Here is a 24,632-nt window from a genome sequence, read left to right on the forward strand (position 1 = left end):
AATTAAAAGTTAGCGCTGAGTGATAAAGCAAAGGTGCTTGGAATTGGAACGTTTCCAAAGTTCACGGCACGCAATAAGTTAGACTGCCCCCCGGCATTGGTCTCCGGGTCATAGCTGAAGAAGTCATCAAAAGAGATAAGGTTCCGGCCGATCAGGGATAAGCGGACATTCTCCAAATTGTCATTGAATAAGGAAGGCCAGACATAGCTTAAAGACACTTCCCTCAGCTTTACAAAAGAACCGTCTTCCATACGGAATTGCTCAATCGGGTAGATACCGGCGATGTATCCCCGCGGTAATTCCCCCGTCAGTTCCTGCTCGGCAAGCCTGCCAAGACCTACCCCCTGCCGCGTTCTTTTATCCGCGTCAAAGATATCGAAGCCTTGTACCGCTTCCCACAGCATAGAGAAAGAGAAGTTCTTGTAATCCAGGTCTGTTCCTACCCCCAGTATATAATCAGGGTTAGGGTCACCGATAATAGTCCTCAGCACGTCTCCGGTGGGTTGCCCATTGGCATCACGTTGTGGTGTGCCGGTAGCCAGGTCCCCTCGTTCCGGTTGCGGAACTCCAACAGGTGATCCATTGGTAGAAGGCCCGGTCAGCAGCAGGTTTCCATTGTCATCCCTGGCAAAATAGGTTCCGTAGAAGACACCCAGTGGCTGTCCTTCCTGTACTACAGGTGGTGCACCGGCAACGTTGGCAATGGTGATATCCCCGCCAATAGTGCTTAGCACTTTGTTCCGGTTACTACTGAAATTAAAATTCATATTCCAGGTCAGGTCTTCGGTCTTAACCGGGGTAATCCGGGCGTAAAGCTCCACCCCGTTGTTCCTCATGGTCCCCACGTTTTCTGTACGGGCAGACCCGCCGATAGAAGGTGCCAGTACGCGGCTTACGATCAGGTCCTCGATGTTCTGGCGGTAGAAGGTAAACAATAGGGATGCCCTGTTGTCAAAGAAACTGAGGTCTGTACCGATCTCGAATTCCTTGGTTCTTTCCGGTACCAGGTCCTCATTACCCAGCCTGCTGTTCTGTTGTAAGGTAGATTGCCCTAAGAAATCACGCGGCCTGTAACTTCCAAATCGCTCGTAAGGAGCAATAGCGGTAAGGTTACCTGCTTCCCCGTAAGACGCTCTTAGCCTGGCCGAATTCATAAAGGAGTCCGAATTCCAGTATTCCTCGTTAGAGAGTACATAAGAACCGGAAATTTTTGGGTAAAAATTAGAGCGCTTATCCACGTCAAAGTTCGTTGCCCCGTCAATTCGACCCGCCAGGGTTAAGAATAACTTATCGTCGTAGGACAGGGTTTCCTGTAAGAAGAAACCAAAGATGTCCAGGTTAGAATCGATTGGATTGGTCTGTAATTCAATGGTTGGGTTACCAGACGCATCCAGGCCTCTTCCCTGGGTCCCGTCAAAGGTCAGTTCGCTGGACTGGAAGCTGTAGCCTGCCGTGGTACTCGAATTCAGTGATGCGGTGATATCCGTATCATAGGTCAGGTTGATGTCGTAGTTCCAGTTAAATACTTTGGCTTCAGCATCTCCAAGGTAGCCATCGTTAAAATAGGCCGGGTTTACGTTTTCATAAGGATAGACCGGGATGAGGATATGTCCTTTCTGGTTGTAGGTGTCCACCCCAACGATCTGGTCTATGGTTACATTCTTTATCGGCTTTAACCGCAGGTGCAGGTTAGGGATAAAGTGGTTTACATCCTGGGTGATATCAAAGGTCTCGATGATCGTAAGTGGGTTCACCCTTGTGTTTTCCACGGCTAATAAGTTACCGTTAGCATCTCTCCGGGTGATGTCGAACACGTTATTGGTAATATTCACCGCGTTGATCGGGCTCCAGAAAACGTTTCCATCCGGTTTTTCATCAGACTGGCTGTTCGCAAAATACAGTCCGACATCATAAGACAACCAATCGGTCACCGTATGGCTGAAATTTACGCGGGTAGAGAAACGGTTGAATTTAGTGTTCTTGATGATCCCTTCATTGGTAAGGTAACCTACGGATGCGGAATAATTCATGTTCTCATTCCCATCTTTGATAGAGAAGTAATTATCTGTCCCGAACCCGGTCTGGAAGATCTCGTCCTGGTAATCGTAACGCGTGGTACTGAACTTATCGGTAGATAAATACCGGAAAGGAGTCAGCGCGTTATTATCGTTCGGGTTAAATCCGAAGATCGGCCACAGCCTTCCTGAAAGCGGACTGTCCGGGATGGTTTCAAATTCCTCCCCCCTGAGGTTCAGATCCAGTTTCTTGCGAATGGTATTGACATTAAAGGTCGATTTATAGAAGAGGGCCGGGCCATCTTCCATCTCCCTGCCTTTCTTGGTGGTGATGATCACCACCCCGTTAGATGCCCTGGAGCCGTAGATCGCGGCTGCAGCGGCACCGTTAAGGATGTTGATGTTATCAATATCGTTAGGATTGATATCTACCATACGGTTCTGCCCGGGAGCAGCATCACCTGCACTCACGTTAAGGTTGGTAACATTCGTGGTCAGGTTACTAGTGACCACCCCGTCTATGACGTATAAAGGCTCTGATGAACCCTGGATGGTACTGGGACCCCTTAAACGGATAGAAAATCCCCCGGCCGGATCCCCGGAATTCTGGGTGATCTGTGCCCCGGGAACTTTCCCCTGAAGTGATGAGGTAACGCTTGGCTGGGAGGCTTTGACCAACTCGGCCGATTTTACCGTGGTAATGGCATTACCTAATTTCTTACGTTCCTGGGTGATGGAAGAACCTACGACGATCACCTCGTCCAGTGCGTTAGAATCTTCCGTCAGGGTGATCTCTAAAAACTGGTCTCCCCCGGCTAGTACTACGGATTTGGTCTGGAAACCGAGGTAACTCACCTGGAGTGATTTTCCATCCGGCGCTTCTACTTGGATACTGAAGTTACCGTCAAAATCGGTAGTACTCCCTTTGGTGGTTCCCTTGATCAGGATTGTGGCTCCCGGCAAGGGGACCCCGTCATCGCCCATCACTTTCCCCGAAATAGTCGCCTCTTGTCCAAACATGGCCTGGACGAAAAAGACCAACAGGAAAGCTGGCAGCAAGAAATACGTTTTTTTCATAATAGTGTATTCAACTGGTTGAGCTCAAACTTATAGCATTTTTCCTAAACTTTCAATTTTTTAACGCAAGTATTTCTTGCAAAAACAGCAAATTAACTGGTTTTTGCTGTTTTATATTATTTATATGCTGTTTTTATTGGCATAACGAAATATTGATTATCTTGTCTTTCTAAAAGAAAATCCTCTGGAAAAGACGCAACGCCATCAGGTGATCCTGAGTGAAGTACAGATACACAACCGGGTGTTACTGGCAGACCTGGCACGAATCCTGGATGTCTCCATGGATACGGTTCGCCGCGATGTAAAGGAACTGGATGCGGAAAAGAAACTTCGCAAAGTTCATGGGGGAGCTGTATCAAACGGATTCAATATTTATACAGACACTACCCGGGAGGTGTACCACCAGGGTGAAAAAACCCTGATCGCGCAGAAAGGGGTATCCCTGTTACAGGATGGGGACGTAGTCCTGATTACCGGCGGATCTACCAACCTGGAATTGGCACGCTGCCTGCCCCGGAAAATGAACCTCACCTTTTTTACACCCAGTTTGCCCATGGCGATCGAATTGCTGAACCGTGCTCCAAGTGGCTACGAAGTGCACCTCATCGGCGGTAAACTTTCCCGGGATTCGCAGCTGGCCACCGGGGGTAATTCTATCAATGTGCTGGCAGACATCACTGCAGATATTTGTTTCCTGGGAACCGGGTATATAGATGTGGAGAAGGGAATAACAGAGGTGGACTGGGAGATCGCCCAGATGAAAAAAGCCATGATTGCATCGACCAAAAAATTAGTATCCCTGACCATTTCGGAAAAACTGGGAACTAAGAACCGCTATAAAATTTGTGATGTTAAAGCCCTGCACACCCTGGTCACCGAGCTGGAACCAGGTTCTGAGGAGCTGGACGCTTATAGGAAGCAAGGGGTGGAGATTCTTTAGTTGTCACTTCTTGCCTTTCGTCAGGCTCTGGACAAGCTCCGTCGAGAGGCCTCTCATATTTCTTTTCATTACTAAAATTCCAGAAATAAAAGGCATGGATTTAAAAGGATGCACTCTATCGGTCACTTCGAGCGGAGTCGAGAAGTACGGTAAATTCTAAGATCATATAAGGTTCTCAACAAAGCCGGCCCTGAGCAATTATTAACAGATCCTTCTTCTGGTTCTCGACAGAGCTTGTCCTGAGTGATAGTTTACAAAAACATAAAATTGGTTCTCGACGGAGCCTGAAACGGTTCTCGACTCCGCTCGAACTGACATAATATATACCATTCTAAGAACTAGCCGAAGGGCTCGAACTGACAGAATAGAGTTACAGCCTAATTGCAGTCGAAAGACAAGCTCCGTCGAGAGGCCTCTCATATTTCTTTTCATTATTAAAATTCCAGAAATAAAAGGCATGGATTTAAAAGGACGCACTCTACTTGTCACTTCGAGCGGAGTCGAGAAGCGACCCCAACGCTTATTCTTTATTCTTAAAATGCGAAGCATTTTTACACTCTGATAAAATCTTAAGAAGCTCTTCTTCTCCCGAAGCTAGAGCCATCTTTTTCTTATGACTCCATTTCTTTAACTTTTTCTCAAAAAACACAGCACCTTCAAAATTTAAAAAATCTTGTTGGAAGATGAGTCGGATTGGACGTCTAGAATAGGTATAGGCTAAAGGATTTAATCCACAGCTATGTTCATAATATCTTCTCGTAAGATTATTGGTAATACCCGTATAGATCGTATTGTCTACACAAAGAATCATATAAACACAATAGTTCTTCATCGACATATCTATTTTTCTTTGAATGTAGGGCTTGACACTGCAAAAATCTTGCAGTTTAATTATTGTCTACTCAGCCCATCCTGAGAATCAAATCAGGTGTCTACACCAGGTTGTCCATGCAGCCGTCCTCAGCAAATTGGTACAATGATTACGGTTCTTGACGGAACTTGTCTTGAGCGTTGGTATATAGAAATATAAATGGTTCTCGACAGAGCCTGCCCTGAGCAACTGAAGGCAGAACCTCCAAATGGGGTCTCGACTCCGCTCGACCTGACATAAGTCTCACAGAATGGATGTAGCCGAAGGGCTCGCACTGACAGATTATGAGTAATTCTATTAACTAGCCGGAGGGCTCGAACCTCGCATTTACCTACCCGGTTGTGCCGAAGGTAGGCCTCGAACTGCCTTGTTATAATCTATGAGTTCCCTCTCCCCCTCCGTCCCGCGATACTCGCGAGACACCTCCCTTTATCCAAAGGGAGGAGTTTTTTGACCATGATTCATCATCGACCTTCGAACTTCGAACTTCGAACTAAGACTCCACAGCTTCCCTGCCCAACAAATCCTGTTTTACTTCTTTTCTTAAATAGTACCCGGTAACAATGGTCGATAAGAGATCGGCAATGGGGAAAGAGATCCAAACGCCCAGTTCACCTAAATATAACGGCAAAATCAGGATCAGGGGGATAAAGAAGAATCCTTGCCTGGTCAGGGTCAGCAGTAATGCCGGGGTGGCTTTCCCGATCGCCTGGAAATAGGCTGCCCCAATTAATTGTATGGCAATAATAGGCGTAGCGGCAAACACCCAGCGCATAGCGGCGGGGCTATGCTCTAACACAAAGGCGTTAGTAGCCAGGTCTGCTGCACTCATCCCCGGTTGGTCGCTCAGGAAGAGCCCGGCGATCTCTGCCGGGAATACCATCAGCAAAATAAAGACCAGCGTAGCCAAAGCTGCTGCATACTTAATTGCAGTACTGATACTCAGCCGTACCCTGCCCCATTTTTCAGCCCCGTAATTAAAGCTGGCGATGGGTAAAAATCCCTGGGTGACCCCGAAAACAGGAAAGAGGGCAAACATGAGCATCCGCCCAATAATGGCATAGACCGCAACCATAGCTTCTCCGCCCAGTCCAAAGAGGATATTGTTCATCAGCAGGTATACCACGCTGGTGACCGCCTGTCGTGAAAGCGTCACAAATCCAAGAGAGGAAATCTCGCGCAAAATGGGCAAATTCAGTCCAAAATCCCTGAATCGAAGCTTTAATTCGGAGTTCTTGGATAAAAAGAACCAAAAAACGTAAGAAAAGCATAAAAAGTAACTCCCGGTACTTGCCCAAGCTGCACCATGCATACCCCAGTCCAGTACATAGATAAAAATATAATCCATCAGCAGGTTACCGACAGAGGGGATGATCATAGCGATCATGGCAAATTTCGGTTTACCTTCGGCCCGGATCACGGTATTCCCCATCATACAAAGTGCCAGGAAGGGCACCCCGTACAAGACGATGGTGTAATAGATCTTGGCAGGGGCAAAAATTTCACCTTTCCCCCCGAAGGCAGGGATCAGGCTGTCTATAAAGTAGAGCCCGAGGATCACCATGACGATGGTGACCAGCAGGGTCAGGGTAATTTGGTTCCCAAAGGTTTTTAGCGCCTTTTCTTTATGGTTGGCCCCGAGGGCACGGGAAAGAATACTGCTCCCCCCTATCCCGATAGACATCCCGAGGGCAGCGATAAAAAAGGAAACCGGCAATACCACGTTGATTGCGGCTATGGCAATAGAGCCGATCCAGTTCCCGACAAAAATACTGTCTACCAATACATTGAGGCTCATCACCAGGATACCGATAGAGGCTGGGACCGCCTGCCTCACCAGCAGTTTGCTGATCGGTTCTGTACCAAGTTGTTCGGCAGACACCCTGGCCATCAGGCAGGGAGCATATTATGTTCTTCCCAGTCCGATATCCACTGGGCCATTACACCAACCCAGTCGTCCCTGTCGTTCAGGCAAGGTATGTGCTTATAGGATTTTCCACCGGCTTCCATGAATTCTTCTTCTCCCTCCATAGCGATCTCTTCCAGAGTCTCCAGGCAGTCAGATACAAAAGCAGGAGTGATCACGGCGAGCTTGGTCTTGCCCACTTTGGGTAAGCGTTCAAACTCGTAATCCGTATAGGGTTTTAACCATGGGTCTCCAGCCAGTCGACTTTGAAAGGAAGTACTGACCTGGTCCTCTGCAAGCCCAAGGATATTCCTGATGGCTTCCGTGGTAAAGTAACATTGGTGGCGATAACAGCTGTGATGTGCGATGGAATTAATACTGCAACAACTACCATCAATCTTGCAATGGTATTTGGTAGGATCTGATTTGCGGATGTGCCTTTCAGGTATACCGTGGTAGGAGAATAGCACATGGTCGTAATCGAAGCCGGCGAGTCCGTCCGCTATGCTCTTGGATAATACTTTAAGGTAATTGACATTCTTATAGAAAGGAGGCAGGGTAGTGATCTTCAGGTCAGGGAAGAATTTCTCCCGGTCTTCCATGGCTTTCACCACGACGGTTTCGTAAGAAGACATGGCGTAATGCGGGTATAGTGGTACCAGCAATACTTCGTCTACTCCTTTAGATTGTAATTCCTCCAATCCCTTCTTTATGCTCATGGTCCCGTAACGCATTCCCAGGGCAACCGGTAGTCTAGTCTGCAGCTGCACTTTTTTCTTAAAGCGTTCCGAGATGACGATCAGGGGAGATCCTTCATCCCACCAGATCTTGCTGTAAGCTTTGGCCGATTTTTTAGGCCGGGTCTGCAAGATGATTCCCCTGACAATTATATTGCGCAATAGCCTGGGAACATCGATCACCCGTTCATCCATCAGGAATTCGTCCAGGTAAGGTTTTACATCTTTAGGGGTGGGACTTTCCGGGGATCCCAGGTTGACGAGTAGTACTCCTTTCACAACTTTTCTTTTTTGAAAAACAAAAATACCAATTAAGAGGCAACTATCCTTCAGACCCCCTCTAAATACTTTAGATGCAGCTATCGAGAAAACTAATTTAATGGATAAAGCACCTCTAGCCCATTAGTATTTTTAATTTATAGTGCTATGCTAGAGGAGTTTTTTCAACGTGAGGCGATGATTTATACGCTGGGTACCTTTTTAGGATTAGTTATCCTGTATTTTGTGGTGATAGGTATCCTAAGAAAGCTGGGTAAAAATCCCCAGAATATCATTCCCACAGACACCGTTAAAAAGACGGCAAAGCCTATATTTCTCATCTTCTTCTCATTCTTATTGAGGATGAAAGCGCTCCGGGAACTTACAGGGCTGGAAGATTACGCTTACTATTTTAAAAAGGGCAGCTCCATACTCTTGATTTTTGCCATCACCTGGCTGATCATACAGGTTATCACCCTGACCAAAGACCTGGTGGTTCAACAGTACGATATGAATACGGAGAACAACCTCAGGGCCAGGAAGGTCTATACGCAGTTCAACATCCTGGAGCGTATCGCGGTCTTCCTCCTTATAATTCTTGCCCTGGGTATCGCCCTGATGAGCTTTGAAAGTATCCGGGAGATCGGGGTCAGTATCTTTGCTTCTGCAGGGGTGGCCGGGATCATCATCGGCTTCTCCGCACAAAAAATGATAGGAACTATCCTGGCAGGGATACAGATCGCCTTAACCCAACCCATAAAAATTGATGATGTGGTCATCGTAGAGGGAGAGTGGGGACGAATAGAAGAAATACGCCTTACCTACGTGGTGATCGCCATTTGGGATAAAAGAAGACTGGTTGTCCCTACCACCTATTTTATCGAGACTCCTTTCCAGAACTGGACGAAGACCTCTTCCGATATCCTGGGAACCGTTTACCTTTACCTGGACTACACTGTCCCTTTTGACCAACTGCGTGATGCCCTGACTCGCATTTTGGAAAACACAGAGCTGTGGGATAAAAAAGTCAACAATATACAGGTGACCGACTCCAAACCACATCATGTGGAAGTGCGCGCCCTGATGAGCGCTAAAGACTCACCAACCGCGTGGGACCTGAGGGTCCACGTACGCGAACAACTCATAACCTTTCTACAATCTAATTACCCAGACAGCCTCGCCAAAACACGTGTTTTCCTGAAAAATCCTGAAGGACAGGGAAATACAAAAGACAATTAGTCGTTAATATTAATATGTAAACTTATTTTACTATGCGCTGGCTACTCCCCCTATTGTGGACCTGCTTTATAATTCCCTCCTGGTCGCAAGATAACAACAGCTTGCTATGGGAAATTTCCGGGAATGGATTGGAACAGACTTCTTACCTCTACGGCACCATGCACGTCAGTAAGAAGATCGCCTTTCACCTGGATGATGTTTTTTATGATGCCCTTGACCAGAGCGAGGTCATTGCCCTGGAATCTGATCCGGCTACCTGGCTGGAAAACGATTCTGAAACCGGCACCCTGAGCAGGGCAGGAAAAATTGGATTCAACCCTAAAGGATTCTATACCGATGCTTTTGCTATGAGGGCACCGGGTAAAAAAGATATTGCCAATTTCATCGCTTCCGAAGATGGACTGGTTAACAGCATTCTCTACCGAACAGATCAATATGCTCAGGATTTTGAAGAAGACACCTACCTGGATATGTTTATATACCGGGCCGGCAGCAAATTTCATAAACCCATACTTGCCCTGGAAGACCTGGAAGAATCCGGTACGCTGGTCGCCTTGGCCAGCATGAATGCCATGAAAAAGAAGCCGGATGCCTGGTTACAAGAGCGAATTCAGCAAGGAAACCTGATGTCCCTAATGCAGGATGCTTACCGCGAACGAAATATTTCCCTGCTCGATTCTATCGACAAAGCCATGTATACCGACCATTACCTGGAGAACATGTTGTATATCCGGAACCGGAACATGGTGCATAAACTGGATTCCGCCATCCGTCATCAAAAAGTATTTGCCGGTATCGGTGCTGCGCACCTGCCGGGAGAAGAGGGTGTCCTGGAATTGCTTCGCAGTAAGGGTTACCAAGTAAGACCCCTGGTTTCTGCGAGCAGTAAAAAGGGCCAGGAGCTGAAACATAAATTTGTACAGACCTTCCGGGAACCTCATGGGTACCCACAAACTACGGACGATGAATTCTTTAGTCTTGATCTCCCCGCACCCTTATATCCTGTAGTTGAAAAAGCCCATACCACTTATATCTCGCCGGATCTCCCCAACGGAGCCTACCTTATGGTACACCGCATACCTACCTACCGCTTCCTCAACCCGGAAGCTGCCTTGGAGATTCACGACCTGGAGGATATGTTATTTGAAAATATCCCGGGAACCATCTTGGAAAAAACCATAATTGAGAAACAAGGCTTTAAAGGGCTGGACCTGAAGAACCGTCTAAAGAATGGTGACCACCAGCACTACCAGATCTTCCAGACGCCACTGGAGATCCTGGTATTTAAGCTGGCCGGAGAAGGGGATTATTCCGCTCGTTTTGGCCCAGCCCTTTTTAACAGCCTCCGCTTTAATATACCGGATGAGAAGAAAATTTCACTCCGTTCAGGCTTTAATAGCTTCCAGGTCAGTATGCCCGGGCTTCATCGTTTTACCAATCGTTTTCGCCATGGGAACAGGCAATTGGAAGGTTATGATTTTGCGAATGGAAACTATTACTTCTTGCACAAAGTAACACTGAATGACTTCGACTATATAGAATCCGATGCATTTGAATTGAAACAGATTCAATCAAGGTTCTACCAGGCCTATGGCATTAATGGTGAATTTTTGGAGGAGTCTCCGAATAGCCTGGTCTCATCTGCTAATTTCAACGATGAGCAAGGGAAGCGGGTGTATCTCAAAACCTTAAAACAAGGCAACGATTACTACTTGCTTGGCAGCTTGGGCAGAGACGAAACAGCAGCGCAGCATTACCTGGATTCATTCCGGCTTAGTGCAACGAATTACCCGGAAGAATTTGAAAAGATCAGGGACACCGCCATGTTGTTTACTACGGTATCCCCCGTTATGCCAAAAAAATTCGTAGAGATCAGTGGCCAGGGATATACCCGTAAGAAGCAAAAAGACTACATGCCTTATACCAAAAAGACGGTCTACCAGTATAAGAACAATGAAGCGATCACGGTCTTGCTCAATAAGAGCCATGAATTCATGACTATAGCTTCTATAGATTCGGCCTGGGCAGGTCGTAAAAGACGATATGCGAAGAAAACATTTCAGGTAAGTGAAACTATATCTCGGACGCATCCCGAAGGACATCACGAACTCCAGATGACGCTTACCGATACGGCCAGCAGTCGATTTATACTAGTGAAGAATGTGATCAAAGGAAGTCTGCTCTACGAGCTGAAAGCGGGGGGTGACAGCCTGCAGCCTTTAAGTCCTTTTGTAAAGGAATTCTTTGATAATTTCAGACCTATGGACACCCTTGTAGGACGAGAACTGACAGAAGATAAGACGAACGATTTTTTCTCGGCACTAAGAGCAAATGATAGTATTGTCCTGGACGGTTACAGGTACCTGCTTTTTACAGAATCCCATGCAGACAGCCTGATGCAAATACTTTCAACTTTCGAATTCCCGGAAGACAAGGCACATATCAGGACGCATTTACTGAGGCAGTTAGGACGAATGGAGCTACCTGAAGTGGAAAAATTCCTGCTGAATTATTACGAAGAATCCTATTCGGATGCAATGGCACAGTCTAAGATACTGCAGGCCATCACCCAGAAGAATAGCCAAGATGCTGCGGAACAGTTAATGAGTTTGTTGTCTAAAGACCTGCCCCTGGCCTCTAATGTGTATGAGATCAATAAGATCTTTGCCCCTTTCAGGGATAGCCTGCCCATGGCCAGGGAATTATTCCCGGAGCTGTTGGCATATCACCCTATAGAGGAATACAAGGAGCCCGTATTAGCCTTATTATCCGGCTTACTTTCCAAGGAATTAATTCGGCCAAAACATTATAAAAAATATAAAACTGCCATGCTGAATGATGCACGGATGCAGTTAAAGCGGCAGTTGGCCCTGGAGGCGGAGCCGGGACAGAAGCAAAGCAGGAAACAGCGGCAATTCAGGAAGTTACTGCATGACTACGTAATTGTACTTTTCCCTTTCCGTTCTGATAAAAACGTATCTGCCTTTTTTGAGAAATTATCATGGGTAGAAGATGCCAGGATACAGGCACGTATGATAGCACTGAAAGCAGCGGTAAATGAAAATATACCAAATAGTATCATCACAGACTTAGCCCAAGATAAAAATAGTAGGATCTTATTATATGAGATGCTCGACGAGGCTGGACATTTATCTTTAATCCCGGACGAATATCGCAAACCCGAAGCGCTGGCCGAAGCCGCCCTCTTCGAGGATTCGACCTACCATCCTGACTTTGATACCGTTCAGTATATCGAATCTAGGACCATTGAAAATGACGGTAGTTCATATACGGCCTTCTACTTTAAGAAGAAAAATAAGCTAGACTATTACAAGGATTTTAAAATGCATGTGGTCATTTACAAAGCCGGTGAATTAGCGGGTATTGACCCGGTATACCGCAATGATGGTTTGCGAATTGCAGACATAGAATCGGATGCAGAAATTATGGATAGGGTTACTGAAGCCTTCCTGATCAGGGATCGTCCCCGGGCCGTGGTTTTTGACCCTGATGCCTACCACGGGTATGCGCAATTTGGATATTAAAATGTATTTTTAGGGTCAAATCCGGCCCATGAAAAAACTACTTATTCCCATTCTTTTTCTTTTAGGTTGCACCACCTCCTGGTCACAGGCCATTGTGTGTTCTGATGCAGACCGGCAAAAATTTGAAGAGAAAGTCCAACAACTGCACCCCCTTATACAAGACGACTACGGGCAGACCCTGGTTGCCATCGGAAAAACTTTTATGGGCACCCCTTATGTAGCCAAAACTCTGGAGGTTGGAGACAAAGAATCATTGGTGGTAAACCTGCATGGCCTGGATTGTACCACTTTCGTGGAAAACGTATTAGCCTTTGGAATACTGAAGGAACAGGGCACCCGGAGCTTTCATGATTATACAGACGCCCTGGAAACTATTCGTTACAGGGATGGAGCGTTGGATGGGTACGGGTCGCGCCTGCATTACTTTACGGATTGGATTGCCGACAATGAAGCAAAAGGACTGGTAAAAGACATAACCGGTAAGATTGGCGGAGTGATCGTCAGCAAGCCTATAAATTTTATGAGCACCCACCGTGATCTCTACCCCTTATTGGCAGACGATGCCAATTACGAGCAGGTAAAGGCCGCAGAAAATCGACTAAACAGCAAAGAGCTCTGTGTTCTACCCCAGGAAGCCATTGCAAAGAATGAAAGCAATATTCAGTCTGGGGATATTATCGCCCTGGCAACCTCGATAGATGGGCTCGATGTTACCCATACCGGGATCGCTACCCGCGAGGCCGATGGTCGTATCCATCTGCTGCACGCTTCCACGGGCTCAATGGAGGTAGAGGTATCAGCACTTCCCCTGGCGGATTACCTGAAAAAGGTAAATAAAAATACCGGTATAATCGTGGTGCGCCCTCTTAAACCATAATTTCTAAAGTTACAATTTTGGCCGGTTTTGATTTTGGATCGAAATCTATAGTCGGAATAGCACATTGAATATTTTTTACGAACTGCATGTTTCCTGCAGTGAACTCGATTAACTTGAAACCGGGGCGGGGTTAAGAGACCCCGGTTCTTAAGGTCAGCAGTACAGAGTTGGCAACCTGCAGTCTGTCCCTGCCAGGTGAGTTGTACCTATGTCCCTATGTACCATTGTCCCTATGTACCATTGTACCGTGTAACCCTGTAACCCTGTAACCCCCGCCCGTACCGGACGGTACGTTCGGGCGGGCTGTAACCCTGTAACTAATAAAATAACCGGGGAGGGGTTAAGAACCCCGGTTTTCAGTTGGCAGTTTCCAGTCAGCAGTAGGCAGCGGTCAGTTAGCAGTACGATTATGGATGTTGTACTGATTTCGGGGTTCATCATTATAGTAAAGCTTTCGGTCCCTTGTCCCATCTATCAACCTTGTCACCAATTTGCACCTATGTTTTCGTGTTTGCGGTTTGCGGTTCGCGGTTTCCAGGAAATCCACCCCACGGTTTCAGCGTATATCAGTTTTCCATGCATGTTTTTTGCAGCATAACGCCTTAACTTATGAGCGGGGCGGGGTTAAGAACCCCGGTTTTCAGTTTGTAGTTTCCAGTTAGCAGTAGGCAGCTGGCAGTAGGCAGCCCGCCCGACTATGACTTGAACGGGTTTGCAGTCTACAGTCTGTCCCTTCCAGGTGAGTTGTCACCTTGTCCCTATGTACCTATGTACCTCCCGCCCTTCTGCCTGCGGCAGGCAGGAGGGCGGGCTGTAACTCCTACTTATCCAAAGTCCTCCCCAGGCAATACTGTATTCCGCCCAGCAGGTGTTTTTGAAAATCGGGATTGTCATATGCTTCTTCGGTATGGCCCAGCCCGGTGTAAAACGAGCGACCTCCTTCAAATTGATGATACCAGGCTATAGGGTGCTCTCCTCCATTCTCCCCTCCACTGTAGCTGCTCTCATCCAACTTGAGCAACACGTTCACCTGTGGATTCAGGTCCTTAAAATTATACCATTCATCCGTGTGTGTCCAGTTATCTCCAAGGTGGGCTGTAGCCGGGTGATTTTTATCCGCAACGATCAGCTGGGCTTCCTGAACTTCGGGGTGACTTTTAAAATAAGCCCCTACCAGTTTTCCGTACCAGCCCCAGTCGTATTCGGTATCCGTGGCGGCGTGGATTCCCATAAAATTCCCTCCATTCTTGATATAATCCTGGAATACTTCCTGTTGGGACGAGTTAAGAACATCTTGTGTGGTACTCAGGAAGATCACTAATTGATACTTAGACAGCCCGTCTTTAGTAAAAAAGCCCGAATCCTCTGTCTGTGTTACCGTAAACTTGTTGGAACCACCCAGGCTTTTTATGGTATTGACCCCTTTTTCTATAGAGCTATGCCTGTACCCCAAGGTCTTTGTAAAGACCAGTACAGACGCGGTAGTATCCTCACTACCTGTTCCGTCTTGTGGCGGTGGAAGTGTATCATTCTGCCCTATATCTCCCAGGTCAGGATTAGGCTCATCGGCGCATCCGAACAGGCCGATGGAGATCAAAAATATCATTGATAGGTAAAGAAATGAGGTTTTCATAGTGTTGTAGATTTGAGTTTTTCTGCGTAGGTGCAGTTACCTCTAAAGTTCCGAAGCGGTTGGCATTAAATTGAAACCTATCGATAGAATTAATTGTCCTGGAAAAAGAGAATTAATGGTAGGAGATTCTGTCTGCTAGGAGGTGATGCGTGATACTCCCGGATGAGAGAGCATTAATTCCTAATACTGCAAGTTTTCGGCAGTAGAAATATTTAACTTGAGACTGGGGCGGGGATTAGTCCCCCTTTTATTCCCATGGCTCAAATGATATTCAGTCCATCAGGCCATCCCTTTGTCACCTTATACCTCTGTAACTCCAAGCCCGTTGTCCTAGGCGCAAAGAGCTCCAAACATCACCTACCCCCCCAAAGACATAATATACTTTTTAGGCGTAGTACCGTATTTCTTTTTAAAGGAAGCGATAAAGTGGCTGGAAGTGCTGTACCCCACTTTAAGGCCTACTTCGTTCACATTATATTGCCCGGTCTCCAGCATTTTGCGGGCGTATTCCATTTTATAGTCGAACAGAAAACTATACACAGAATCCCCGTAAATCTGTTTAAAGCCCTCTTTAAGTTTCTTAAGGCTAAGACCGATCTCCTCTGATAATTCCTGCAGGCTCGGTGGTTCGGCCATACGGGAGATCACGATCTCCTTGGCTTTCCGAATGCGTTTCACATTGTCTTCATCGACCAGGAAAGGGCATTGCTCCCGGTCAAAATCTTCGTTCTTATTAAAATACAGAGCCATCAGTTCATATACCTTTGCCTTGAGGTAGAGGTCCTTAATGGAAGGGTGCAGGTGGTAATTCATTATCTGGCTCAGAACAACGGCAATGGCCGGGCTGACCACCTCCTGGGCATAGTATTTCTTATCCTTATTCTCCGATGTCAGGAAATGAATGTAATCAGCCTCCTTGGAAAAAAGCGAGTGGAACTTACGCAGGGTCATTAATACCGAGATCATCCAGCTATTTGGGCTGAGATCTACGTTCATTGGGAGGTCCAATTGGGTGTTGTACAACAAGAGGGAGTTTTCGTCAGAGATATCCAGGGCATAACGCCCATCGTTAAAAATAAACTTAGCATGCCCCTTAAGACAGAAGTGAAACTGTATATGGGTGCTGTCTACCTGCCGTTTTACCTTCTGCTGGGATCCGCTTTCATTCTGTAATTTGAGTACGGAAAAACCTTCATCTACAATCACTTCTTCGACTGAACCTAAAGCGACATTTTTTGTGGATTCCATCGATTCCATATAATGTATTTTATTTAGAATTATTCTAAATAGAAAGGTGCTGAGCCCTGCTATTTACTGTAAAAGTAGCTAATTCTGGGCGACTTAGCTCCTTTCGATATAAAAAGTTCCTCCAGCGTTATTTTTGCAACACATGCCATTATAATTTTGTGCCCGACCGATAGGTGATGTATGACTAATTACAACATTTCTAAACACAGCTCTTTCTATACTGTAGGCCTCAGTTACCTGAAGGCCGATGCCGAAGTCAGGGGAATGTTCAGTTTGGACACCGCTGCCAAGGACGCATTGCTTCAACAGGCACAGGCAGATGGTATTGAAGGACTGCTGCTTATCTCCACATGTAACCGTACTGAACTGCACGGTTTTGCACAGCATCCCTACCAGCTGATCAAACTGCTATGCGATCACACCAACGGAAATGTTGAAGCTTTCCAGGAAGTAGCCTATATACACAAGAACAACGAAGCCATAACTCACCTCTTCAGGGTGGGTACCGGCTTAGATAGCCAGATACTGGGAGATTTTGAGATCATCAGCCAGATTAAACAGGGTTTTTACCACTCCAAACAATACGGACTGACCAATCATTTCCTGGAACGCCTGTGTAACGCGGTGATTCAGGCCAGCAAGCGTATTAAGAATGAAACTGATATCAGTAGCGGCGCCACTTCTGTAGCCTTTGCCTCAGTACAATACATCCTTAAGAACGTGCCGGATATTTCTGAAAAGAATATACTGCTCTTCGGTACCGGAAAAATTGGACGAAATACTTGCGAAAACCTGGTAAAGCATACGGATAACAAACATATTACCCTGATCAATCGCACCAGGAATAAGGCGGAGAAAATTGCGGGGAAATTCAACCTGGTGGTAAAAGACTACGGCGATCTGCAAACCGAGATCCGCAAAACCGATGTATTGGTCGTGGCTACCGGAGCACAATCTCCAACCATCAACAAGTCTTTGTTGTATTGCCGCAAACCCCTGCTTATCCTGGACCTTTCCATTCCTAAAAATGTAGCCGATGACGTTGCAGAATTAGAGGGCGTCAAAGTATTGCACCTGGATGCACTATCACAGATGACCGATGAAACCCTGGAGAAGCGTAAAAAGCACGTCCCAAAAGCAGAGGAAATCATCGCCGAAGTTCAACGCGATTTTACCAACTGGCTTGAAACCAGGAAATTTGCCCCGGTGATCAAGGCCCTGAAAAAGAAACTCAAGACCATGAAGGACGAAGAGCTCGACTTCCAGTCTAAGAAATTGGGCGATTTTAATGCGGAACAGGTAGACCTGGTCTCCAATCGCATAATTCACAAGATTACCAGGCACTTTGCTAACCACCTGAAACATGCAGATATCGATTCTGATGAAAGCCTGCAGCTGATCAAAGAAGTTTTCCAATTAGAAGAAGGATTGCAATGAAAAAAGTGATCCGGATGGGTACACGCGACAGCGAACTTGCGCTGTGGCAGGCAAATACCGTAAAAGACAGGCTGGAATCCCTTGGATATCAATGCGAGTTGGTACCGGTCAAATCGACGGGAGACCTGCAACTCGATCAACCCCTATACGAACTGGGTATCACAGGCATCTTCACCAAAACCCTCGATGTAGCCATGATCCGTGGAGAGATAGATATTGCCGTTCACTCCATGAAAGATGTTCCCACTGCCCTGCCCAAGGGAATCGTTCAGGCAGCTGTCCTGCCCAGGGCCAATCCACGAGACATCCTGGTGCATAAAGGAACCGATTTCCTCAATACCGAAGGAAAGGTTGCCACGGGCAGCCTGAGGCGAAAAGCACAATGGTTGCATCGCTATCCTTTGCACGAAATGATGCCTTTGCGTGGCAATGTTAATACCCGGCTACAGAAATTACAAGACAACGATTGGAATGCCGCCATATTTGCCGCCGCAGGTTTACAACGCATAGATAAATTACCCCAGCAACATACCGAATTACAATGGATGATCCCGGCACCCGCCCAGGGTGCCATGATGGTGGTCGCCATGGAAAAAGACCAGGAATGCCTGCAAGCACTGGCAGCACTTAACGATAAGAATACTGAAATCTGCACCCGTGTAGAACGAGATTTCCTCCGCGAACTGGAAGGGGGTTGTACAGCCCCTATAGGAGCCCTGGCAACCCTCGAAAAAGAAATACTCCATTTTGAAGGGGTACTTCTGTCCCTGGACGGAACACAACGTATTGCAGTAAAAGAGCAATGCAACCTGGTGAAGCTTGAAGGTTTTGGTAACCGCTGCGCCCAACAGGTCCTTAAGCGGGGAGGCAAGGAGTTGATGTTAAAGATCAGGCAGGAGATGAATCAATCAAAATCTTAACTCCCAACAGCCGCCATGATCAGGATCCTCTCTACGAAAAAATTGACAACCCCCCAGAAGACTCCATTATTAGCAGCAGGCTATAAAGTGGAGGATTACGACGCTATTACCACGGTCCCGCTAGAATTTAAATTCGACGATAAGGCTGATTATCACATTTTCACCAGCCAGAATGCCGTTGAGGCCTATGTAAAAAACACCCCCTCGGCAGTTGGGGATAATATGTCACCTCGAGCGGAGTCGAGAGGTGTTTATTGCGTCGGTGACAAAACCAAATTCCTCCTGCAGCAAAATGGCTTTAATGTGCTGAAATCGGCCGAAAATGCAGCAGAATTGGCAGAATTCCTTGTGAAAAACCATAAAAACGATTCCTTTTTGTTTTTTTGCGGGAAAAGAAGGATGCCGACACTGCGCGAGGTTTTTGATGAAAATAATATGGAGCTTCATGAAGTTGAGGTGTATGATACCGTTCTCCAGGGCAAGTCATTTCCTCAATCTTTTGATGCTATCCTGTTCTTTAGCCCTTCCGGGGTTGAGAGCTACTGCAGGGAAAATGACCTGCATAACACTTTTGCGTATTGTATTGGCCCAACAACGGCCCATGCCGTGCGTCTGTATACGAACCATATCTGTATTGCCGAAGAACCCACTGTAGAAGCAACGGTGAAGGCCGTACTTGATAATCCCCCTGCCCTGACAGAATAAGGCAGGAAAAAATAAACTATGATTAAGAACGATCTATTTTTACGCGCTTTAAAAGGAGAAACCGTTGAACGCCCCCCGGTATGGATGATGCGACAGGCCGGAAGGTACCTGCCCGAATTCATGGCAATTAAGAAGGAATACGACTTCTTTACCCGCTGCCAGACTCCGGATCTCGCTTCCGAGATTACCGTACAGCCCATCAGGCGGTATGGTATGGATGCAGCAATCCTGTTCAGTGATATCCTGGTGATCCCCCAGGCAATGAACATCGAAGTTCAGATGAAACCCGATTTTGGACCTTACCTTCCCAACCCTATCCGCACGGCAAAGGACGTGGAGGAAGTAATAGTCCCTAATGCTGAAGAAAGCCTGGGCTATGTGATGGATGCCATTAAGCTGACCAAAAAGAAACTGGATAACGAGATCCCATTGATCGGTTTTGCCGGTTCTCCCTGGACCATTCTATGCTACTGCGTGCAGGGGCAGGGCAGTAAGAACTTTGACAAGGCCAAGGCCTTTTGTTTTACCCAACCTGTTGCGGCTCACCAATTACTGCAGAAGATCACGGATACTACTATAGATTACTTAAAAGCCAAGGTCCGTGCAGGTGTAGATGCGGTACAGGTATTTGATTCCTGGGGCGGGATGCTGTCACCGGAAGATTACACCGAATTTTCCTGGAAATACATTCAGCAGATCATCGATGCCCTGAAGGATGAAGCCCCGGTCATCGTCTTTGGAAAAGGGTGCTGGTTTGCTTTAGGGGACATGGCGAAATCCGGTGCTTCTGCTTTAGGAGTAGACTGGACCTGCTCTGCAAGGAATGCCCGGTACCTCAGCGGGGGACAGATTACCCTGCAAGGAAATTTTGACCCGGCGAGACTGCTTTCCCCACCGAAGGAGATCAAAAGAATGGTCACTGAAATGATAGACGCTTTTGGTAAAGACAGGTATATTGCCAACCTCGGCCACGGTATACTTCCCAATATCCCTATAGAGAATGCCGGTGCGTTTGTAGAAGCGGTAAAAGAATACAGGCAAAAATGAAAGAAACCTTCTTCCATTACATACAGGAATTACAGGACCGCATCTGCGAACGACTGGAACAGGTAGACGGGAAGGCAAAATTCCGTGAAGATCCCTGGGAGAGACCTGAAGGAGGCGGTGGCAGAACCCGGGTGTTGGAAAATGGAGCGGTACTTGAAAAAGCGGGGGTTAACATATCCGGGGTGCACGGACCCTTACCTGCCAGCATGCAGGCTTACTTTGGTGTAGACGATGTGGATTTTTTCGCATGCGGACTCAGCCTGGTCATTCATCCCGTGAATCCAATGGCTCCTACTGTACACGCAAACTGGCGCTATTTTGAGATGTATGACAAGGAAGGACAGATCGTGGATCAATGGTTTGGTGGCGGGCAGGACCTGACCCCCTACTATCTCTTTGATGAAGACGCCCGTCATTTTCACCAAGTATGTAAGAAGGCCTGTGATGCCCATGGGCCCGATCTGTACGAGAAGTACAAGAAAGCCTGTGATCAATATTTCTGGAACAGCCACAGGGATGAAGCCCGGGGGGTGGGAGGATTATTCTTTGATCACCTGAAGGAAACAGCTGAAAGAAGTATGGAGGATTGGTACAATTTTGTCACCCAGGTAGGCGACAGTTTCCTGGATGCCTATATTCCCATCCTTGAAAAACGGAAAGACTTGCCTTACTCAGATGTAAACCGAACCTGGCAGGAGATCAGGCGAGGTCGCTACGTAGAATTTAATCTCGTACATGATAAGGGCACTTTGTTTGGCCTGAAGACCAACGGGCGGATAGAGAGCATCCTGATGAGTCTTCCCCCGGCCGTACAGTGGAAGTACGATCACCATCCTGCTCCCGGCAGTGAAGAAGAACGATTACTTAAAATTCTGAAACACCCAAAAAACTGGGTATAAGTCAAAGACCATGAAACAGAAGATATACCAGGTAGACGCGTTCACGGATACTTTATTTAAAGGAAACCCGGCTGCTGTCTGTATCCTGGACAACTGGATTCCCGACGAACTTATGCAGCAGATCGCTGCGGAAAATAACCTTGCCGAAACGGCCTTTGCCGTACCTAAGGGTAATGTTTATGAACTCCGATGGTTTACCCCGGTTGTCGAGGTCGATCTCTGCGGGCATGCTACTCTTGCTACCGCCTTTGTCCTATTTCACCATTATGGAGCAGATGGCAACACGATTAAATTTGAATCACTTCGTAGCGGGGAACTATCCGTAGAACGATCCGAAGATGGGTGGCTGACCCTGGATTTTCCCAAAGACATTTTTCAGCCCGATTACCCTTCTGACGAGATTATCCAGGCCCTGGGAAAAAAGCCATTCGGTTGTTATAAAGGAAAAACTGATTACCTCTACATTTACGAAGAACAGGAAGACATAGAAGCATTGGATCCTGATTTCTTCAGGCTCAGCAAGCTCGATGGCCGTGGAATCATCGTTTCAGCTCCGGGCGTTGATTGTGATTTTGTTTCTCGCTTTTTTGCTCCGCAGTCCGGCATAAATGAAGATCCCGTAACCGGATCTGCACATACAACTCTTACCCCCTATTGGTCAGAACAATTGGTAAAAACCAAGATGGTGGCAAAGCAGCTCTCCCCAAGAGGTGGATACCTTAAATGTGAGCTGTCCGGGAACAGGGTCCGTATTTCCGGGCAGGCGGTCCTCTATCTACAAGGCGAAATAGAAATACCCTAGATTCTTTTACAGCAGCTTCTGATTTAGATCTGCATTTAAGAGCTCTTTTATAAAATCCAGGCGGAATTGTAGCGGCTTAATTGCGAATTGACTACTTTAATCTGCCTTAAAAATGATACGCATATGTACCCATTACGCAGAAGCAGAAGACTAAGGAAAAGCGAAACAGTTCGTAGGCTCGTCCGAGAAACACACTTAAATCCATCAGATTTCCTGGTGCCGCTTTTTATTGTTGAAGGAAAGGGAGTGCGTGATGGCATCCCCTCTATGCCCGGATATTACAGGTTAAGCCTGGACCAATTGGCTAAAGAGGTTCGCGAACTGTGGAGCCTGGGATTGAGTTCTGTACTCCTGTTTATAAAAGTTCCGGATGACCTGAAAGACAATATGGGCAAGGAAGCGATCAACCCTAACGGGCTGATGCAAATGGCTATAAAAACGGTTAAAGATACCTGCCCTGATATGGTCGTGATGACAGACGTAGCCTTGGATCCTTATTCGATCAATGGGCATGACGGGATTGTTGAGAACGGACGCATCCTTAACGACGAGACTGTAGATGTCCTGGCCGAAATGAGCATTACCCATGCCGAGGCAGGAGCAGATTTTGTTGCACCCAGCGATATGATGGATGGCCGTGTACTGACCATCAGGGAGGCCCTGGAAGAAGAAGGCTACCACAACACCGGAATTATGAGCTACAGCGCTAAATATGCCAGTGCATTTTACGGCCCATTCAGAGACGCATTAGACTCTGCACCCGTGGATAAAGGTGACATTCCCAAGCATAAGAAATCGTACCAAATGGATCCGGCCAACCGTCTAGAGGCGCTGAGAGAAGTTAATATGGATGTGGATGAGGGCGCAGACATTGTTATGGTTAAACCCGGCCTGTGTTACCTGGATATTGTTCGCGAGATCAGGGATGCCGTGGAGGTCCCCCTGGCCGTTTACCAGGTTTCCGGGGAATATGCCATGCTGAAGGCAGCGGTGGAAAAAGGATGGTTAGATCATGACCCGGTTATGTTAGAACAACTTGTTTCTATTAAAAGAGCCGGTGCCGACATCATCGCCAGTTATTTTGCCAAAGAAGCAGCCCAATTCCTGCAATAATGAGAAAACCAAATGGTATTTTTTTAAATAATATACTCTTCGGTATCATTATTTTCCACTTTTCCTGCCAGGCCTACGCCCAAGGGGGTTTATTATACTCCAGCCCCCAAGAACAGGGGATAGACGGTGTAAAAATTCATACCGCTGCCGACAGCATAATCAGCAATGGTATTAGAAAACAAGCCTTTCCCGGGGCCCAAATGCTGGTGGCTAAAAACGGACATATCATTTTCCACGAAGTGTACGGTTATCACACCTATGACAGCGTACAGCAAGTAAGCAAAAATGATATTTATGACCTGGCTTCGGTAACGAAGATCATGGGACCTTTACCTGCCCTAATGAAATTGGTAGAGGAAGGCAAGCTGGAATTGGATGTTCCATTTTCTCGTTACTGGAAACCCTGGAAAAGACGGAAAGACAAGCGTGATATCACCCTGCGCGAATTACTGGCTCACCAGGCCGGTATGCAACCCTATATCGTATTTCTTAACGATGTCCTGGAAGACGGTAAGCCTAAGAGACGTTTCCTGCGCACTACTCCTTCCAAACGATTTAACACCCAGGTATATGATTCCATCTATGTAAAGAACCGGTTTCGACGTAAGATGTTCCGGAAGATCAACAGGTCTCCTGTTAAAGCGGAGAAGGAATACCTTTATTCCGGACTCGCCTCGCTTATTTACCCGGAGGTCATTGCTGAGATTACAGGTCATTCCTACGAATACTACCTGAGAAAAAATTTCTATTTGCCGCTTGGCTGCGCTTCCCTGGTATTTACGCCTGAGAAGATAGGATTCCCCAACACCATTGTTCCGACCGAATTTGACACACTGTTTCGTCATGACCTGACACAGGGATGGGTGCATGATGAGAATGCCTCGCTTTTAGGCGGAGTTTCAGGTAATGCCGGGCTGTTTGGTACGGCACAGGATTTGGCCAGGATGATGCAGTTTTACCAAGATTTTGGCAGCTTTGACGGGGAGCAATATTTGAAAGAGGAAACCGTAGAGGAATTCACCCGGGTACAGTTCCCGGACAATGCAAACCGGAGAGGCCTGGGATTTGACAAACCCCTGCTCAATAATTCGGAGCTTCCGTTGGCAGAAGCATACCCGGCTCCTGCTGCAAGTCCCGGCAGCTTTGGGCACAGTGGATTTACCGGTACCTTTGTTTGGGCTGATCCTGAAAACGAGCTGGTTTTTATCTTCCTCTCTAACAGGGTCTACCCGGACAGGAAACACCGCATGTTGTACGAGCTCAATATAAGAACAGCACTCCATCAACTGTTCTATGAGAGTCAACTTTCATCGTATTAGCAGAAAAAGTCTGCGCATATTATTAGTATCTTGCCTGTTAAATA

Annotated in this window: 18 protein-coding genes; 12 read left to right on the forward strand and 6 right to left on the reverse strand. The window is 46.9% G+C overall.

The features are described from left to right. Window positions 1–2: 2 nt before the first annotated feature. Window positions 3–3,092 (reverse strand): SusC/RagA family TonB-linked outer membrane protein, encoded by a 3,090-nt coding sequence (locus PP178_RS02985; protein ID WP_272592822.1) that lies wholly within the window; start codon window positions 3,090–3,092, stop codon window positions 3–5. A 208-nt stretch (window positions 3,093–3,300) separates the two neighbouring features. Here PP178_RS02985 and PP178_RS02990 point away from each other — a divergent pair, with 208 nt between their 5' ends. Beyond that, the gene (locus PP178_RS02990) at window positions 3,301–4,032 is read left to right on the forward strand and encodes a DeoR/GlpR family DNA-binding transcription regulator (protein WP_272592823.1); all 732 of its coding nucleotides are present in this window, start codon (window positions 3,301–3,303) and stop codon (window positions 4,030–4,032) included. A gap of 520 nt (window positions 4,033–4,552) precedes the next feature. Here PP178_RS02990 and PP178_RS02995 read toward each other — a convergent pair. The 3 genes from PP178_RS02995 to hemH form a co-directional block, all read right to left on the reverse strand. Beyond that, window positions 4,553–4,864 carry a GIY-YIG nuclease family protein gene (locus tag PP178_RS02995; RefSeq protein WP_272592824.1) on the reverse strand — a complete coding sequence of 104 codons (312 nt, stop codon included), beginning with the start codon at window positions 4,862–4,864 and terminating at the stop codon, window positions 4,553–4,555. Window positions 4,865–5,396: 532 nt separating this feature from the next. Further along, a complete protein-coding gene (locus PP178_RS03000; protein WP_272592825.1) occupies window positions 5,397–6,794 on the reverse strand; it encodes an MATE family efflux transporter in 1,398 nt (465 codons plus the stop codon). Further along, on the reverse strand, window positions 6,794–7,825 hold the full coding sequence (hemH, locus tag PP178_RS03005) for a ferrochelatase (RefSeq protein WP_272592826.1): 1,032 nt from the start codon (window positions 7,823–7,825) through the stop codon (window positions 6,794–6,796). The genes PP178_RS03000 and hemH overlap by 1 nt, the downstream gene beginning before the upstream one ends. A gap of 147 nt (window positions 7,826–7,972) precedes the next feature. On the opposite strand from hemH, the gene PP178_RS03010 reads away from it, so the two are divergent. The 3 genes from PP178_RS03010 to PP178_RS03020 are packed head-to-tail and all read left to right on the forward strand — an operon-like array spanning window position 7,973 to window position 13,465. Next, on the forward strand, window positions 7,973–9,043 hold the full coding sequence (locus PP178_RS03010; RefSeq protein WP_272592827.1) for a mechanosensitive ion channel family protein: 1,071 nt from the start codon (window positions 7,973–7,975) through the stop codon (window positions 9,041–9,043). A gap of 32 nt (window positions 9,044–9,075) precedes the next feature. Next, window positions 9,076–12,588, forward strand: coding sequence for a TraB/GumN family protein (locus PP178_RS03015; RefSeq protein WP_272592828.1), 3,513 nt, complete (start codon window positions 9,076–9,078; stop codon window positions 12,586–12,588). 28 nt (window positions 12,589–12,616) lie between these two features. Continuing rightward, window positions 12,617–13,465 carry an N-acetylmuramoyl-L-alanine amidase-like domain-containing protein gene (locus PP178_RS03020; RefSeq protein WP_272592829.1) on the forward strand — a complete coding sequence of 283 codons (849 nt, stop codon included), beginning with the start codon at window positions 12,617–12,619 and terminating at the stop codon, window positions 13,463–13,465. An 820-nt stretch (window positions 13,466–14,285) separates the two neighbouring features. On the opposite strand, the gene PP178_RS03025 is transcribed toward PP178_RS03020, so the two are convergent. Continuing rightward, window positions 14,286–15,098: a ThuA domain-containing protein gene (locus PP178_RS03025; protein WP_272592830.1), complete on the reverse strand. Its 813-nt coding sequence runs from the start codon at window positions 15,096–15,098 to the stop codon at window positions 14,286–14,288. Between the two features lie 357 nt (window positions 15,099–15,455). After that, the gene (locus PP178_RS03030) at window positions 15,456–16,346 is read right to left on the reverse strand and encodes an AraC family transcriptional regulator (protein ID WP_272592831.1); all 891 of its coding nucleotides are present in this window, start codon (window positions 16,344–16,346) and stop codon (window positions 15,456–15,458) included. 180 nt (window positions 16,347–16,526) lie between these two features. On the opposite strand from PP178_RS03030, the gene hemA reads away from it, so the two are divergent. From hemA to PP178_RS03070, 8 genes are all read left to right on the forward strand, one after another. Further along, a complete protein-coding gene (hemA, locus tag PP178_RS03035) occupies window positions 16,527–17,783 on the forward strand; it encodes a glutamyl-tRNA reductase (RefSeq protein WP_272592832.1) in 1,257 nt (418 codons plus the stop codon). Then, window positions 17,780–18,703: a hydroxymethylbilane synthase gene (gene hemC, locus PP178_RS03040; RefSeq protein WP_272592833.1), complete on the forward strand. Its 924-nt coding sequence runs from the start codon at window positions 17,780–17,782 to the stop codon at window positions 18,701–18,703. The genes hemA and hemC overlap by 4 nt, the downstream gene beginning before the upstream one ends. Window positions 18,704–18,718: 15 nt before the next feature. Then, a complete protein-coding gene (locus PP178_RS03045) occupies window positions 18,719–19,408 on the forward strand; it encodes a uroporphyrinogen-III synthase (RefSeq protein WP_272592834.1) in 690 nt (229 codons plus the stop codon). An 18-nt stretch (window positions 19,409–19,426) separates the two neighbouring features. Further along, window positions 19,427–20,455 (forward strand): uroporphyrinogen decarboxylase, encoded by a 1,029-nt coding sequence (gene hemE / locus PP178_RS03050; protein ID WP_272592835.1) that lies wholly within the window; start codon window positions 19,427–19,429, stop codon window positions 20,453–20,455. Further along, complete coding sequence (hemF, locus tag PP178_RS03055; protein ID WP_272592836.1) at window positions 20,452–21,354, forward strand: oxygen-dependent coproporphyrinogen oxidase; 903 nt, start codon at window positions 20,452–20,454, stop codon at window positions 21,352–21,354. Before hemE ends, hemF begins: the two co-directional genes overlap by 4 nt. 10 nt (window positions 21,355–21,364) lie before the next feature. After that, window positions 21,365–22,156, forward strand: coding sequence for a PhzF family phenazine biosynthesis protein (locus PP178_RS03060; RefSeq protein ID WP_272592837.1), 792 nt, complete (start codon window positions 21,365–21,367; stop codon window positions 22,154–22,156). Window positions 22,157–22,279: 123 nt separating this feature from the next. Continuing rightward, entirely contained in the window at window positions 22,280–23,269 is a 990-nt protein-coding gene (hemB, locus tag PP178_RS03065; RefSeq protein WP_272592838.1) for a porphobilinogen synthase, read from the forward strand. Then, complete coding sequence (locus tag PP178_RS03070) at window positions 23,269–24,588, forward strand: serine hydrolase domain-containing protein (protein ID WP_272592839.1); 1,320 nt, start codon at window positions 23,269–23,271, stop codon at window positions 24,586–24,588. Before hemB ends, PP178_RS03070 begins: the two co-directional genes overlap by 1 nt. Window positions 24,589–24,632: the final 44 nt, after the last annotated feature.

It is taken from the genome of Zeaxanthinibacter sp. PT1 (assembly GCF_028464225.1).
Taxonomy (GTDB): domain Bacteria; phylum Bacteroidota; class Bacteroidia; order Flavobacteriales; family Flavobacteriaceae; genus Zeaxanthinibacter.